Source organism: Mucilaginibacter pankratovii (genome assembly GCF_014773265.1).
Taxonomy (GTDB): domain Bacteria; phylum Bacteroidota; class Bacteroidia; order Sphingobacteriales; family Sphingobacteriaceae; genus Mucilaginibacter; species Mucilaginibacter pankratovii.
This window is the reverse complement of the sequence record NZ_JACWMY010000005.1, coordinates 278,640-291,941: the sequence shown is the minus strand read 5'-3', so window position 1 is coordinate 291,941 and position 13,302 is coordinate 278,640. Positions and strand designations below refer to the sequence as shown.

The following is a 13,302-nucleotide window of genomic DNA, read 5'->3' as shown; positions in this document are numbered from 1 at the left end:
TTACTTTTTATCCCGGCGTGGGCTATCTTCGCTGTACAGGTGAATATGGAATGTGTCCCGTCAAGGAGCGGTGGCCGGAAGCAAATCTGTTATGAGGAACGAATTTCAGTTTTGCGGTGCGGCGGAGAGGCGGACTGCGGAATGGAACCCTGCACGCAGTGCGTGGTGCAATGAAGCCGTCTGCCGAAACGCATCGGATTAATCGTATGTTACCCATATTATTATCAGAAAGAAAACTTTGTATATTTGGAGATATGGAAACATCTGCTAATACCAATATCGGTCGAAAGATTGGCCGCATCCGTGAACTACGGGGCATTAAACAAGAAACTCTTGCATCTGAATTGGGTGTGAGCCAACAAACTGTTTCCCGTATGGAGCAAAGCGATATTTTGGAAGATGATGTTTTAGATAAAGTAGCTAAGGTATTAGGCGTAACACCGGATGCTATCAAAAATTTTAGCGAAGAAGCTGTGGTTAATTATTTTAATACGTTTAATGACAGCAGTGTTAATCACGGGCCATTTGGCAATTATCACTGTACTTTCAATCCATTAGATAAGTTAATGGAGTTGGTTGAAGAAAATAAAAAGCTTTATGAACGTTTGTTACAGAGTGAGCGGGAGAAAAACGATCTATTAAAAAAATAATTTCTCTGCATGTATAAACAAACTGAACAATTAAAAAAGCAATTAATTGAATTTACCGACGTTATAAACGCTTTCAACTCTGAAACAGTGCAGGTCATTGTTATAGAGCGTGTTTTAGATCATTTGAATACCCATGTAAGTGATTTAAAAGATGGAGATATTTTCATGCCGACGGTTGTTATGTCTGCAAATCCGCAAGACAAAGAAGTGTCTCAAACAAAAGAAAAAAAGATCGGATTAACCATAATTTTAAGACTACTGTTGGGCAGTGCCTTTTTTGATACCCCTCAATCTATTTCAGCGATTACAGATTTTTGCGCTGAAAAGTATGATGTTACCGTTTATACCTACCAGGTGTCCGGTCTTTTACTCGGCCTGGTGAAAGAAAAAAAACTGGCACGTATCAAAAACGACGAAAATAATCGCTATGTCTATCTGAAACCGACAGGTTAACAACCAATTTTGAGAATAAGCTATTTGTTATTTTTTAATGCTTTAGGTCTTGCTCCTGGGTAAAATCTAACAATTCTTTTGGTTCTATTTCCAGTGCCTTTGCAAGTTCGCCTAATGAAAGCAAGGTAATATTTACTTTGCCGGTTTCATAACGCTGAATATCAGCAAATTCCACATTGCACAATAAAGCCATTTTGCGCAAAGTCAGCTTTTTAGATAGTCTTAATGACCGAAGACGTTTTCCGAATTGTATTAATAAGCCCTTATCTAAATCGCTAACCATTATCTATAAAATGATTAGGGAAATTGTAAAATTATACCATCAAATTTGTTGTGTTATAACACGACAAATCGTAACTTTGATAAAGGCCATCGCATTAACAATGTTAATTGGCTGATTTTAAATCGTAATCGTTTAATAAATATGGGTGAGGGCCTGTCACTTTTGAAGAAAAAAATCGAAGACTTATTTGGGGAAGAACCCTTAAATGAAGTTGATGAAGAACTTTTTAAATGGTTAATGTTCGCCTATCTTGACAAGGGTAGCGGTATGAAAGATTTGGATGGTTTGAATTTCGAACTATTTAAAGAAAAGCTTACACTGTTAGTTGATGCAATCTATAAGTTGCACCAAGAACGGACGGGGCTTGAAAAACTATAAAATATTTTAATATTATTTCCATTTTGAAAAAATAATCCCACAGTGTCTCACTTAACCTTATTCCAAATGGTCAGTTCGTTCTTTTGATCTCGCGGTAAATATATCGGCAATCTATTCTGGTAAGCATGCCCCAATGAGTAAAAATCAAGCCGTTACAGGCATCGGTCCGGGACTTAATGGGCAATCTTTACGATAAAGAGAAAGTATTGGTTGCTTGGAATACGAAGCCGATCTGAGTCCATAACCTATAGTGTTTTTTTTTAATAAATAAAATATTATAGGTTAATTAGCGGATAAATTTTTCGATGATAAAACTCGATAAACTTTTAAAGCTTTCTGCTGATTTCATCTGCACTATAGATGGGCAGGGTCGCTTTGTCGATGTTAGCGAAGCTTCGCTGGATCTACTCGGTTATACGCCGGAGGAACTATGCGGCAGATCGTATACAGACTTTATTGATTCGGCAGACTTGGGTATCGCCGCCGAAGCGCTGGTCGAAGTAATAAGTGGGGCGAAACTACAGATCCAAAACCGTTATGTTCATAAGGACGGTCATATCGTACCACTGCGCTGGTCGGCCCAGTGGGATGTAGAGGATCAATTGCTGTATGCTATCGCGAGGAGCGGACTGATCACCGAACGGGAAGAGGCAATGAGAATTTCGCTGGAGGAAAGTAACCAGCGCTATCAGTATGTCTCCCGTGCGACTTCTGATGCCATCTGGGACTGGGATATTGTAAAGGGGACTTTATATTGGGGAGAGAACTTTGAAACAATCTTCGGTTATAAACAGGCCGAAATCAGCCCAGGAATTGAGTCCTGGACATCGCACATTTGCCCGGATGATATCAAACGGGTAACAGAAAGTATTCAGGTGATTCTTCAAGGTAAGGAAACAAACTGGAAGGAAGAATATCGTTACAGAAGAGCGGACAGAACTTTTGCCGATGTAGTGGACCGTGGTTTTGTGATTCGTGATAAAGAAGGTACCGCCGTGCGGATGGTTGGAGCCATGCACGACATCAGCGAACGGAAACTGGCGCTTAAAGAAATGAAGCGAATTACCGATGATTTGTATAAACATAACCGAGAGTTACAGGAGTTCGGTTATATTGTTTCACACAATCTGCGTTCCCCGGTTGCGAATATCATGGGGATCGCCACGTTGCTGGAAATCGAGAAAGATGACCCGGAAACGGTCGCCTATTGCACCAACAATTTAAAAAACTCCATATCTCGGCTGGATGAAGTGATTATAGATCTCAGCAAAATTCTGAACGCGACAGATAGTTCGGTGGAATTGACAATGGAGCGGATCGATCTTTACGAAATGATCCGCAACATAAAAACAGATCTGGCTGATAATATCTTGCGGAATCAAGTGCGGATCGAAGTGACGCAAGGAACGTTTCTCCTCTATTCTCATAAAGCCTATATCTATAGTGTCTTTTTTAACCTCATCACCAATGCAATCAAATACCGGTCGGAAAGTGATCCGATCATTACCTTGGGTATTTCATATGAGGAAACGATGATCCATATCGTTTTATCCGACAATGGCCGCGGCATCGATCTGGAACGCCATAGCGCGGAATTATTTAAACCCTATAAAAGGTTTCATACCGATGTGGAAGGAAAGGGGCTCGGGATGTTTCTGGTCAAAAGCCATATTGATGTGTTGGGTGGGGAAATTAGCGTCACCAGCGAACCTGGTTCAGGCACGACATTTACTATCCTATTGCCCAGGAGAAGCGATATTTAATTGACAGGAACACCTGAATGTGCTGCCTTGACCAAGTATACTTTCCACGCTCATAATCGGTGAGCAAAATGATATGGCTTTTAACCCCTAAGACAGAGGCCGTAGAAAAGTTGCGGTCAATAAGCTTACCTATTTTCATCCTGCACAATTAATTGGAAACCATGAAGTTAATAAAATTGCTGAACGCACCGTATTTACAGTTAAGTTTATGAATACGATTTTATTTTCGGCAATACCACTTCCCCATTACTGATATTGAATTTTCGACCTACAAATTCCAGATCTTCAATTGCCTCAACTAATTGACGGACTTCAAAAAGATGTCGGGGCCATTCCTGGCCTTTTTTACTGAGTTTATAATATTTGTCTTTCGCTTCATACCATGCTTCTGCACGTTCTAATTCCAGCCGCATTTTATGAGCTTCTTTTTTAACATTCACAATGGCCTTGTGAAACTGGTTTAGGGCTTTAACTCGTACCATTATTATAATAAGGTTTGTACGGGCAATATAATAATTATGTTGTGGAATAATACAACTAAATTGTTACATTAAAAAAGCCTTCCTAATATAGAAAAAGTGCCAAAATAAGAAAAGCCGGGCATCGCGCCGAGCTTTTCTAACCTAAACCTTATCACAAAAGCACGTAGATGTGCTTAGATTTCTAAATATACTTTAATTTATCAAATTACAAATACATACTTTTAAGTCAGTGCTATTTTTTCTTAGAAAACATTTCAAAGAATTAGCCGGGGGGATTTTAATTGTTTCTATCAGTTAGGGTTTGGTCGTGTTGTTTTTTTCGTGGTCTTTTTCACAGGTTGATTTTTACGCTTTAGAGCCATTAACTTTTCATCTGCCATCTTGCTTTCTTCAGCAGCCTGTTTCGCTTCAAATGCCGCTTCTGACATGGTTTGCTGTTCATCAATATTAGCCTTTGCCTTTTTAATCAGGAAGTCGGCGTTGCTGATATAAGCAGTATCAATATATTTTGCCACATTGGGATAAAAGCCCCGTAGGATAAGGAATTTGTTTGTTTCATCAGCCCTACGGCTGTTTTCAATCCATAAGCATATAGAGACGGCAAGCATAATGGCACCCGCAAGCCCTAACCCTAAAATTGTCCTAATGATAAACTTTGATTTTGTATCAAACTGAACATTATATTTAATGGGTATTTCTTTAGGTATGGCATTTATCTTTTCATCAAACCCGTTAAGTTGTTTATCAAAACGCTCTAACTGCTTGGTGTTCTCCAGCGTTTGCGTATTGGCTGTTTCTGTTACCTTACTTTCCAATTCCTTAACTTTTGATGGCAGGGCGCTTAAACCAAGTTCCTCAATTTTGGACTGTCTTTTTTCAAGGTCTGTAACCTTTTTAGCCATACTATCTATAATCTCTTGCTGCATATTATTTTCTTCGTGCGTTCCCATGTCTTAATAATTTTTTGTTGTCCATTAATCTTGTTATTTATTATCTGCTAATGCCCTGGCTTTGGTCTTGATCGTTACCCTGGCCCTTTCTTTTTTTCCTGCGGTACGGATCAGGTTCCGGTTCAGGTGTAATGATTGGAATACGGCCAAACAAGTCAATTACCGAATGGTGACCGGATTGCTCTTTAACTGGCCCCCTGTTTATGACTTCCCTTAGCTGCTGCGCTAAGGTCGGGCGTTGCTCTTCGGCTTGCTTCTGCTGTGCTTGTTGCTCAATCTGTTTGCTCAACCTGCCATAGCTTAAACTACGGTCAATCTCTGACCCTTTAAACTTATAGTCGCCTTTACTGAAACTAATGCCCTGTTTTTCCAACGTGCCGCTTTTGTATTTGAACCGCATCCCAATGCCCTGCTTTAGCAGTTCCTGTTTAAGTTCTGCCATACTGGTAACCTTTTGGCTTACCGCTTTAGTGGTGTCGTATAATTCATATTTCAGCTTATCAATACCTTTTAATTGCGGTCGGTTAACCTTTTCCTTATCCTGCCCGATATGCATGCCATACTTTAAGGTTAGCTCTTTACTGATCTTAATGTTTTTCAGGTGCTGGAAACTATCAGGGATTGTTTTACCCTCGTTATTAACCCGGTTATAAACAATATGAATATGCGGGTGCGCCCGGTCTTTGTGCTTAACGATCAGTAACTGCGTGTCCTGTATTTTCATTCGTTGGAGGTACTCTTTGGCAATGCTGACCATTTTTTCATCATTTAGCCTTTCCTTATCCTCCGGGCTCCAGCTTAACGAAATATGGCCTACTGCCTGACCTAAGCCGGGGTTCATTTTGCGCTGCATATTAAAGTCGTCAATAATGTGCGCTGTCTTGTCGATGCGCACGCCATCCGCATAAAGTATGGCCGCCTCTTTTTTCAAGACGTTATACTCAATACAGCCGCCAAAGCTTTTACCGGGTTTAGGTATCTTGCCGATCATCGCTGTTAAAATATTTTAATGCCTGGTCTATTTCAATCAGAAGATTACCGCATTTAATCGCAATCGTTAAAATGCCGTCCCGGTGAGCCAACTTCGTTAACTGGTTCAGGTTGTTGGCTAACCCTGCAAGCATCCGCATGATCTGTAGATCCTCCGGCTTTAAACGTGCCACTACTTTTGCGGTCTTTGCCGCCGCCCTTATCCAATCACTAATGCGCATACCTGCATCTTTAGCTCTCGCGGCAATCATAAAACGCTCTGTAGCGGTTAACCGGACTTTGACATGTGTTTCACGCTTGACCTTAACTTTTGGCCTGCCACCTTTATGTTTTGGTTTTTCGGTTTTAACCGATAATTTTTCGTTCGTTTCCATACGCCTCACGCTGTCTTAATCCCATCACTTTTTTTATTTTTCCTTTTTGCGACCATCGGGAGCAAAAAGCAAGTTTGCCGTTCAGCCGTAGGCTGCAACGGAGTTTTTGGGTACCAAAAACACAAACTTGCTTCTTATCGGCAAATGCCTTTTGTTAACGGCCTCCGGCCGGTATAGACAACTATACAGCTATACCGCAAGCGGTATACTGTGCGGCTCTTTTTATCAAAGCTTCGCTTTGGTCTTCGCCCGTTGTTTTTTCCGATGCTTCGCATCGGAGTTGCTTTTTTTCCTCACCTGGCGTTGCCCTCCAATAGCTTTTCAATGTCTTCTAACTTGTAATAAAGCAGCCCGCCGATCTTGGTATAACGGAGTGTTCCGTTAACTCTTAAATTCTGTAAGGTACCGGGCGAAATGTTTAATAGCTTCCTTACCTCGTAGCTTTTCAGCCACTGTTTACTTTGTCCCTGACCGGGTTTTATAAGACCCTTGATCTCGCCTAATAAATTCTCGATCTTACGTAAATCATCCTTGGTGATAAATTCGATGTTCATCTTTCCCTCCTTAATCTTTAATTTTTTGTTGCATGATTTTGAGCACTTCGCTCATTTTGAAATACACCCTTTTGTGCAGGCGCAAAAAAGGTAATCCCTTTTTCATCCAGTCTGTGACAGTCACCAATGACACCCCTAACTCGTCCGATAGTTCTTTTTTGGACAATAGCCGTTCATTGATCTGTTGGGGCGGGCTACTGCCTTTCTTAAAATGTTCCTGTAATTCTGCCCTGACTGCATCCCTGATGCAGCGGCTTAGGGCTTCGTAATTGATTATTTCCATGCCGCAAATGAAAGCAGAAAAGCAGCGCATGGCTGACCTCCAAAAATTAGAAGGTCATATTTGAGGGGTTATTGAAAAGATAGAGCAACAACTAATGAACTCTAATACAGATAGTTGTTAAAAAGCGTGGATTAAGGCAGGTATGATTAAGCTGATATTTTTACAAGCTTCTTTTCCTCGCAGGAATGATGGTAAAAAGCTGATCTTTCTTAGGTATGTCTTTATATTTGGTAAGGTCTGCACTGTTCTCCGGTGGAAAATAAGGCTTTACGCTCTCAAAGCTGATTTCTTTTCCGCCCACTCTGAAGTACTTGGCAATCATCTTACACCAAATATTGAGCGTAGTGGCATTGGTGAGCTCCTTATTGTCTTCCAGTTTAAGCTCTCTGATCTGTAACATAAGGTGATATAGCGTTTTGTGCCTCCCTTCGCGAATGTCGATATAATCTTTGGTCTCTAATTCGCGCAATTTTTTATTTTCTTCCTTGAGTTTTTTGTTTTCATTGATAAGTTTGGCTATCTCTTCTAATTGGCGTTTAATCGTCTCCTGGTCGGTTGACTGGATAAACCATTGATCAAGCGTATTCAGATACTCTAAAAACTCCTGCAATTGCATGCGGTTTTGTCGCTCCCTTGCATGTTTTGAGGTATAGCGGTTTTTATTAATAAGTTCGCTGATGGCATCGGTTACGATTTGCTTAACATGGACAAAGAACTCCTGCTCGGTTGCGTCAGTGTACAGCGTTAAAAAAAAGTCAAGATGATGCTGATATAAAGATTCGTAATGATCTTTATTCTTTCTGTACAGGCGATAAAGGAAATGATTGTCTTCATTACCCTTATTCCATGGCAAAGGAAAGCCGACATCATTGGTGTCCTTACTAAAATCGAACACCGCCCTATGTTTGAAGTATTGCGGTCTCATAGTTATTGTAGATAGATTACAAATCTAAGGAAATCCATGGGGGAAGCCAAGTAAGGCTATATAACCGCTTATAACTGATTAGTTAAATTTTGTTAAATAGCTATGCATCGGTCAATGGCTTAACTATTCGTCGTAGTTTGGCTGAAAATAGTTATTAAATGATCACTAACTAACCTAATCAACCTCAATGATCTACTCTGTCCGAAAACTTATTAGACCATTTCTCTGCCTGATAGCATTCCTATACAGCAGCACCGTGTACGCACAAATTTCTCAGATTCAAAACTTAATTACTACTAGGTCATAGATAAAGAGTTGGTTCTAAAACCGAGTTCATATGTCAGATGGAGTTGATGGTTTATTATGTGATTCATTAATAATCAATTAAGTTCATCAATAATAGGTTATGCCAACAAAAACCTATCTTTAAAAGGTATGGATTGAGGACCTGATCCCGGTCAACTTGCGAAGATGGGCTTTTGCATCGTTCTTCCGCGTGACTTCATCGCTTTCAGCTTTTTGAGCTAATCGCCATACTGAAAGCCTTCCGATGAAGAAAATCTTGTTGCTGGACGACAACCTGGATATTGTCCAGATCGTCGAAGAAGTATTGGCTTACGATAACTACGATGTTAAAAGCGTCGTGACAAGCGCTGGATTCCTTCCACTCGCTGAACAGTTTCAACCAGATCTTATCATTTTAGATTACCGTTTATCCGATGGTAACGGCGGTGAAATTTGCCAAACTATCAAGGCACATCCGCAATTCTTGCATATTCCCGTCGTTATTTTCAGCGCATATACACAGCCGGGACTCGATTTAAAGGTTTATGGTTGCGATGCTGTCATCAGCAAGCCATTCGATTTGGAGGATTTGCTTGAAGTTGTAAAACGCTTGCTTTCGATGGAAACAAGCCGGATAACATTGCAATCTGTATCTAATTAAACAATTTCGACATCAACCATTACTTCTCTATTCGGCAAATGATCATGAGTTGAGACGCCCCCCATGTGTTAAAGGCGGCGTAAATGTATATTATCTTATCAATTGTAAGACCATTGCTTTTGCGAAGTAGTGAATTATCAGGAGTGATTAGTACTTGATCAATTATCTATCGTTTATCAGATTGCTTGAATTAAGGAAGCATTCTGAATATAAATAATCCAAAAATTATTTGGATTGATTCTAAATAGGTGTTATTATTGCACAATTTATAATTAGTCTAAATAAAATGGTCTTAACTGTACGTTCTTATAAACGTTTTTTTCTTCAAATTTCATGTGTTTGCATGTCTTTTTTTTCAATATCTCAAAGCATTGCCCAGGTTACTACGCAGGAAATAAAAGGCCAGGTAACCGATGAACACGGAATTACTATTGCAGGTGCAACCGTTCAATTAAGTTACCATTTACAAAAAACCATAACGGATGATAAAGGGCTCTATGCCTTCCATCAAGTTCCACCTGGAAGCTATATAGTTAAAGTAATCATGCAGGGATTTGAAGTACAGGAAAAGGCGGTAAATATCACAACTGGAAAAAAAGCGCAGATCAGTTTTATTATGAATACTTCATCCAACCGATTAAATGAGGTGGTGATCAAAGGGTACAAAGCCGTAAAAGGCATGGGCTATTTGAATGATGTACATGATGGTGTTATTTATTCCGGTAAGAAAACAGAGGTGATTTTATTAGACAGCCTGAATGCTAATACTGCACAAAATAATCCAAGGCAGGTATTGGGCCGTATCCCGGGGGCTAATTATTCTGAAACCGAAGGCAGCGGCTTTCCATCCAACGGGATCGGTTTCAGAGGTTTAAACCCCACGCAATCGGTAGAAACAAATATCCGTCAGAACGGTTATAACGTTGCCGCCGATATTTTCGGTTACCCGGAAACCTATTACCTGCCGCCCTTGGAGGCCGTGGAAAGGATAGAAGTTACAAGAGGAGCTGCATCCCTGCAATTTGGCCCCCAATTTGGAGGTGTCATTAATTACATTATCAAAAAAGGATCAACGGATAAGGCGCTGGAAATCAATATTCAACAAACAGGCGGAAGTTTTAGCCTTTTTAATTCATTTATATCGGCGGGCGGACAAGTTGGAAAATGGAACTATTACAGTTTTATGCAATATAAAAGCATATTAGGCTGGAGGCCAAATTCAGATGTTCAGCAACTATCAGGTTTTGCAGGTGTAAATTACCAGGCCAATGCACATCTTAAATTCGGTTTGGAATATTCTATTTTACGAAATCGTATCCATATGCCGGGTGGCTTTGATGATGAGCGATTTAATTTAAACAGCCAGGCCTCTTATCGCGCCAGGAATTGGCTCAATAGTCCATGGAATATTCTGACCGGAAAGATAGATTACCAATTTTCACCAACTGCCAAGCTTTCTGTAAAATCGGCCTATCAGTTCAGTTCAAGAAACCTGGTATGGAAAAATGAAGATGGTGGCCCAGGAACACCGGACAGCATTAGCACGGTTACCCTGCAACCCGTTAACCGGGAGGTGCAACGGGAAATATTTCACGCCAATACCACTGAAGCACGTCTTACAGCTGATTACGGAAATGGCGAAATAAAAAATACGCTGGCTGCTGGTGTCCGGTTATTTTATGGCAAAATGAAAAGAGAAGGCGGAGGATTAGGAACAACAGGTTCTGATTTTGACCTGACCATATTGGACCCACATTATGGCTATAACCTGGATTTTACCACAACGAACATCGCGCCATTTGTGGAGAATATTTTTCATATCGGCAAGCGTTTATCCGTTACGCCCGGCTTTCGCTATGAATACCTAAGATCTACAGTCAACGGTTATATTGACAATGACATAACGCAAACCAGTCACAGTTCAAAAGATCGTTCTTTTGCTTTATTTGGCGTGGGTACACAATTTATTACGACCTCCAAAACCAATATTTATGCAAATATTTCCCAGGCTTACCGCCCGGTAACGTATGACCAGCTCACACCGTTCGGATCGGCAACTAAAATTGCCCCGAACCTTAAAGATGCCGATGGCTATAACGTAGATTTGGGCTGGAGGGGATCAGTTAAGAATTATTTAAACTTTGATGTCAGCGCTTTTTACTTACGCTACAATAACCGGATCGGGGTAACGGAACAATTTGACGGCAGCGGTACACCATATCTATACCGTACCAATATAGCGAACAGCATACATAAAGGTGTCGAAACGTACATTGAGTTCAATATTACCAAAGCCTTATTTCCAGGCAGCACTATTGGGGAATTTAGTTTTTACAATTCCTTCTCCTTTATTGATGCAAAATATGTTTCAGGTGATTTCAAAGGCAAATCAGTAGAGTACGCTCCGCAAACCATTAACCGCTTTGGGGCTACTTACACCTATAAGGTATTTTCAACGACTTTCTTGATCAGCAATACCGCAAAATCTTATGGGGATGCCACAAATACGGTACGCAGTGATGACCCGGCTTTGGGGCTGATCCCAGCTTATCAGGTATTGGATTGGTCGTCGTCGCTTCGTTTAGGGACATATAACTTTAAATTTGGTATAAATAACCTTGCAGATGCACGCTATTTTACTGTTCGCACCAATGAATATCCGGGACCGGGTATTATACCAGCCATAGGCCGGAGTTTTTATGTTGGTTTTGGAGCCAAATTTTAATGATTATTTACAATACAGGGTTTCATCATAAGCGTAACTAATAACGTAACATTTAAAATATAAATGGAGAGAACAAGAACCGCCGTAAAAAGTAATTAGCCAAATAGTGAATGACACTTCATATTAAAAGTATGATCTACGACCGCTGCATGATGATTGTGTGACAAGAATTCACCTAACCTCTGGCTTTCGGTGCCATTTCTTCAATGGTGACTTCATGAACGCTTTTCCCAGCCAGATCATGCGTTTCTACTTTATAAGCAAGGCCGCATTTTTTTAGTATCAAAACAAGGTTTTCAAGCCAGTCATTATCTGTATAAATTTTATCGCCTATATTGACTTTTTGGGTTATAGCCACCGGGGACTGGATATATAGTGTGCGGAGTTCATCGACTGTGTGCGTTTTGCTTTCCATATTGATCATATAAAGATAACGCAATTAGCCGAATGTTGGGTGTATCTTTTCAGATAATTAGCCATGCCGCAACAATGCATAAAATCACTTTCGGAAAAGAAGCGACAGTGCGGATTTATCATTAAAAAGCAGTTTACCGTCGATCTCGAAGTTGCGCCATTCTTTAATACTGTCCGCAGTAACCGATTCGGTCGAACTAAATAAATTGTCAAGAAAATAAATACATTCCGAGCTTAAGCGAAAGAGGGGTCGAGATAAACCACTCCATCTAAAAAATGTATACGAAATACATCTTGATAACAAACATATTCTATACCTTTAAAAAAAAACACAGCATTCTGTACAAAGCAACAGCGATAGTCAACCGCTACCAAGTACTTTGCTACGCCTTTTTTAAAGTATAATTCGTTTTCTTAAAAAGAATCCCTGACACTGATTATACACGTCTTGGTAATAATGAGGGCATTACAGTTTAATCGAAAGCTTAAGCTGTCCGCCTAACCCAACTTCAATAATCTTCCTTAAAGTGGCTACCCTTACGTCCTGTACATCATTTTCTACTTTGGATATATAAGCTTTGGTTGTCCCGCATTTATCAGCCAGTTCGGTTTGTGTCAATCCTTTGGCCTTACGGGCTTCGTGAATTAATGCACCTAATTTAAACTCTTCAAAACCTTGTTCAAATTTCTCCCTCTTAGGTATTCCTTTATGGCCGTACTCTTTATCTATAAAGTCATCCAGCGTAATCAGATTATCGTTTTTCTTCATGGTATAACTCTATTATTTTCAATGCCTTTTCTATTTCCTGTTTGGGTGTCTTTTGTGTCTTTTTTTTAAATCCGTTAGCCAGTACAATTAATTTCCCCTCGTCAAAAAAGCAAAATATCCTAAAAATATCGTTGCCAGATTGCACCCTTATTTCAAACAATCCTGCTGTACCTTCCAAATGCTTTAAATAGCTTTCAGGCACATGCTGTACTTCTTCGATCAGTTTAAATGTCCAGATGATCTTATCTTTAACTTTCTGCCGTTGTTTAGCTAAGAACTCCGGGAAATACTGCTTATAGATCGTTATGGTTCTAAATTTAATGCTTGCGCTCATAACTTATACAAATATAAATAAAGTTGCCA

Annotated in this window: 17 protein-coding genes; 6 read left to right on the top strand and 11 right to left on the bottom strand. The window is 40.0% G+C overall.

Annotated features, from left to right (window positions below; genetic code table 11):
• The first annotated feature begins 254 nt into the window (after positions 1–254).
• Positions 255–650, top strand: a complete 396-nt coding sequence (locus tag IDJ77_RS11985; RefSeq protein WP_191189190.1) for a helix-turn-helix domain-containing protein — start codon at positions 255–257, stop codon at positions 648–650.
• Positions 651–659: 9 nt separating this feature from the next.
• On the top strand, positions 660–1,103 hold the full coding sequence (locus IDJ77_RS11980; RefSeq protein WP_191189189.1) for a hypothetical protein: 444 nt from the start codon (positions 660–662) through the stop codon (positions 1,101–1,103).
• 34 nt (positions 1,104–1,137) lie between these two features.
• On the opposite strand, the gene IDJ77_RS11975 is transcribed toward IDJ77_RS11980, so the two are convergent.
• Positions 1,138–1,386 (bottom strand): helix-turn-helix domain-containing protein, encoded by a 249-nt coding sequence (locus tag IDJ77_RS11975; protein WP_191189188.1) that lies wholly within the window; start codon positions 1,384–1,386, stop codon positions 1,138–1,140.
• Between the two features lie 141 nt (positions 1,387–1,527).
• Here IDJ77_RS11975 and IDJ77_RS11970 point away from each other — a divergent pair, with 141 nt between their 5' ends.
• Positions 1,528–1,764: a hypothetical protein gene (locus tag IDJ77_RS11970; RefSeq protein WP_191189187.1), complete on the top strand. Its 237-nt coding sequence runs from the start codon at positions 1,528–1,530 to the stop codon at positions 1,762–1,764.
• Between the two features lie 305 nt (positions 1,765–2,069).
• The gene (locus tag IDJ77_RS11965) at positions 2,070–3,527 is read left to right on the top strand and encodes a sensor histidine kinase (protein WP_191189186.1); all 1,458 of its coding nucleotides are present in this window, start codon (positions 2,070–2,072) and stop codon (positions 3,525–3,527) included.
• A gap of 206 nt (positions 3,528–3,733) precedes the next feature.
• Here the strand turns inward: IDJ77_RS11965 and IDJ77_RS11960 are convergent, their stop codons facing one another.
• The 7 genes from IDJ77_RS11960 to IDJ77_RS11930 all read right to left on the bottom strand — a co-directional run bounded on the left by IDJ77_RS11960 (position 3,734) and on the right by IDJ77_RS11930 (position 8,085).
• Positions 3,734–4,009, bottom strand: a complete 276-nt coding sequence (locus IDJ77_RS11960) for a hypothetical protein (protein ID WP_191189185.1) — start codon at positions 4,007–4,009, stop codon at positions 3,734–3,736.
• 290 nt (positions 4,010–4,299) lie between these two features.
• Entirely contained in the window at positions 4,300–4,959 is a 660-nt protein-coding gene (locus IDJ77_RS11955) for a hypothetical protein (protein ID WP_191189184.1), read from the bottom strand.
• Between the two features lie 40 nt (positions 4,960–4,999).
• Positions 5,000–5,950, bottom strand: coding sequence for a relaxase/mobilization nuclease domain-containing protein (locus IDJ77_RS11950; RefSeq protein WP_191189183.1), 951 nt, complete (start codon positions 5,948–5,950; stop codon positions 5,000–5,002).
• Positions 5,931–6,323, bottom strand: a complete 393-nt coding sequence (locus IDJ77_RS11945; protein ID WP_191189182.1) for a plasmid mobilization protein — start codon at positions 6,321–6,323, stop codon at positions 5,931–5,933. Before IDJ77_RS11945 ends, IDJ77_RS11950 begins: the two co-directional genes overlap by 20 nt.
• Positions 6,324–6,616: 293 nt before the next feature.
• Positions 6,617–6,877 (bottom strand): helix-turn-helix domain-containing protein, encoded by a 261-nt coding sequence (locus IDJ77_RS11940; protein WP_191189181.1) that lies wholly within the window; start codon positions 6,875–6,877, stop codon positions 6,617–6,619.
• Between the two features lie 10 nt (positions 6,878–6,887).
• Positions 6,888–7,160 carry a helix-turn-helix transcriptional regulator gene (locus IDJ77_RS11935; RefSeq protein ID WP_191189180.1) on the bottom strand — a complete coding sequence of 91 codons (273 nt, stop codon included), beginning with the start codon at positions 7,158–7,160 and terminating at the stop codon, positions 6,888–6,890.
• A gap of 160 nt (positions 7,161–7,320) precedes the next feature.
• Positions 7,321–8,085, bottom strand: a complete 765-nt coding sequence (locus IDJ77_RS11930; RefSeq protein ID WP_191189179.1) for a hypothetical protein — start codon at positions 8,083–8,085, stop codon at positions 7,321–7,323.
• A 550-nt stretch (positions 8,086–8,635) separates the two neighbouring features.
• On the opposite strand from IDJ77_RS11930, the gene IDJ77_RS11925 reads away from it, so the two are divergent.
• The gene (locus tag IDJ77_RS11925; protein ID WP_191189178.1) at positions 8,636–9,031 is read left to right on the top strand and encodes a response regulator; all 396 of its coding nucleotides are present in this window, start codon (positions 8,636–8,638) and stop codon (positions 9,029–9,031) included.
• A gap of 343 nt (positions 9,032–9,374) precedes the next feature.
• Complete coding sequence (locus IDJ77_RS11920) at positions 9,375–11,756, top strand: TonB-dependent receptor (RefSeq protein ID WP_191189177.1); 2,382 nt, start codon at positions 9,375–9,377, stop codon at positions 11,754–11,756.
• A gap of 175 nt (positions 11,757–11,931) precedes the next feature.
• Here the strand turns inward: IDJ77_RS11920 and IDJ77_RS11915 are convergent, their stop codons facing one another.
• From IDJ77_RS11915 to IDJ77_RS11905, 3 genes are all read right to left on the bottom strand, one after another.
• The gene (locus IDJ77_RS11915) at positions 11,932–12,171 is read right to left on the bottom strand and encodes a hypothetical protein (RefSeq protein ID WP_191189176.1); all 240 of its coding nucleotides are present in this window, start codon (positions 12,169–12,171) and stop codon (positions 11,932–11,934) included.
• Between the two features lie 465 nt (positions 12,172–12,636).
• Positions 12,637–12,939, bottom strand: coding sequence for a helix-turn-helix domain-containing protein (locus tag IDJ77_RS11910; RefSeq protein WP_191189175.1), 303 nt, complete (start codon positions 12,937–12,939; stop codon positions 12,637–12,639).
• A complete protein-coding gene (locus IDJ77_RS11905; protein WP_191189174.1) occupies positions 12,923–13,273 on the bottom strand; it encodes a type II toxin-antitoxin system RelE/ParE family toxin in 351 nt (116 codons plus the stop codon). Before IDJ77_RS11905 ends, IDJ77_RS11910 begins: the two co-directional genes overlap by 17 nt.
• Positions 13,274–13,302: the final 29 nt, after the last annotated feature.

Excerpts from the sequence above, each read along its gene's own strand:
- IDJ77_RS11965 (WP_191189186.1), top strand. The coding sequence starts at position 2,070 with ATGATAAAACTCGATAAACTTTTAAAGCTTTCTGCTGATTTCATCTGC.
- IDJ77_RS11925 (WP_191189178.1), top strand. The coding sequence starts at position 8,636 with ATGAAGAAAATCTTGTTGCTGGACGACAACCTGGATATTGTCCAGATC.
- IDJ77_RS11980 (WP_191189189.1), top strand. The coding sequence starts at position 660 with ATGTATAAACAAACTGAACAATTAAAAAAGCAATTAATTGAATTTACC.
- IDJ77_RS11915 (WP_191189176.1), bottom strand. The coding sequence starts at position 12,171 with ATGGAAAGCAAAACGCACACAGTCGATGAACTCCGCACACTATATATC.
- IDJ77_RS11905 (WP_191189174.1), bottom strand. The coding sequence starts at position 13,273 with ATGAGCGCAAGCATTAAATTTAGAACCATAACGATCTATAAGCAGTAT.
- IDJ77_RS11960 (WP_191189185.1), bottom strand. The coding sequence starts at position 4,009 with ATGGTACGAGTTAAAGCCCTAAACCAGTTTCACAAGGCCATTGTGAAT.
- IDJ77_RS11945 (WP_191189182.1), bottom strand. The coding sequence starts at position 6,323 with ATGGAAACGAACGAAAAATTATCGGTTAAAACCGAAAAACCAAAACAT.
- IDJ77_RS11930 (WP_191189179.1), bottom strand. The coding sequence starts at position 8,085 with ATGAGACCGCAATACTTCAAACATAGGGCGGTGTTCGATTTTAGTAAG.
- IDJ77_RS11910 (WP_191189175.1), bottom strand. The coding sequence starts at position 12,939 with ATGAAGAAAAACGATAATCTGATTACGCTGGATGACTTTATAGATAAA.
- IDJ77_RS11935 (WP_191189180.1), bottom strand. The coding sequence starts at position 7,160 with ATGGAAATAATCAATTACGAAGCCCTAAGCCGCTGCATCAGGGATGCA.
- IDJ77_RS11975 (WP_191189188.1), bottom strand. The coding sequence starts at position 1,386 with ATGGTTAGCGATTTAGATAAGGGCTTATTAATACAATTCGGAAAACGT.
- IDJ77_RS11940 (WP_191189181.1), bottom strand. The coding sequence starts at position 6,877 with ATGAACATCGAATTTATCACCAAGGATGATTTACGTAAGATCGAGAAT.
- IDJ77_RS11950 (WP_191189183.1), bottom strand. The coding sequence starts at position 5,950 with ATGATCGGCAAGATACCTAAACCCGGTAAAAGCTTTGGCGGCTGTATT.
- IDJ77_RS11985 (WP_191189190.1), top strand. The coding sequence starts at position 255 with ATGGAAACATCTGCTAATACCAATATCGGTCGAAAGATTGGCCGCATC.
- IDJ77_RS11955 (WP_191189184.1), bottom strand. The coding sequence starts at position 4,959 with ATGGGAACGCACGAAGAAAATAATATGCAGCAAGAGATTATAGATAGT.
- IDJ77_RS11920 (WP_191189177.1), top strand. The coding sequence starts at position 9,375 with ATGTCTTTTTTTTCAATATCTCAAAGCATTGCCCAGGTTACTACGCAG.
- IDJ77_RS11970 (WP_191189187.1), top strand. The coding sequence starts at position 1,528 with ATGGGTGAGGGCCTGTCACTTTTGAAGAAAAAAATCGAAGACTTATTT.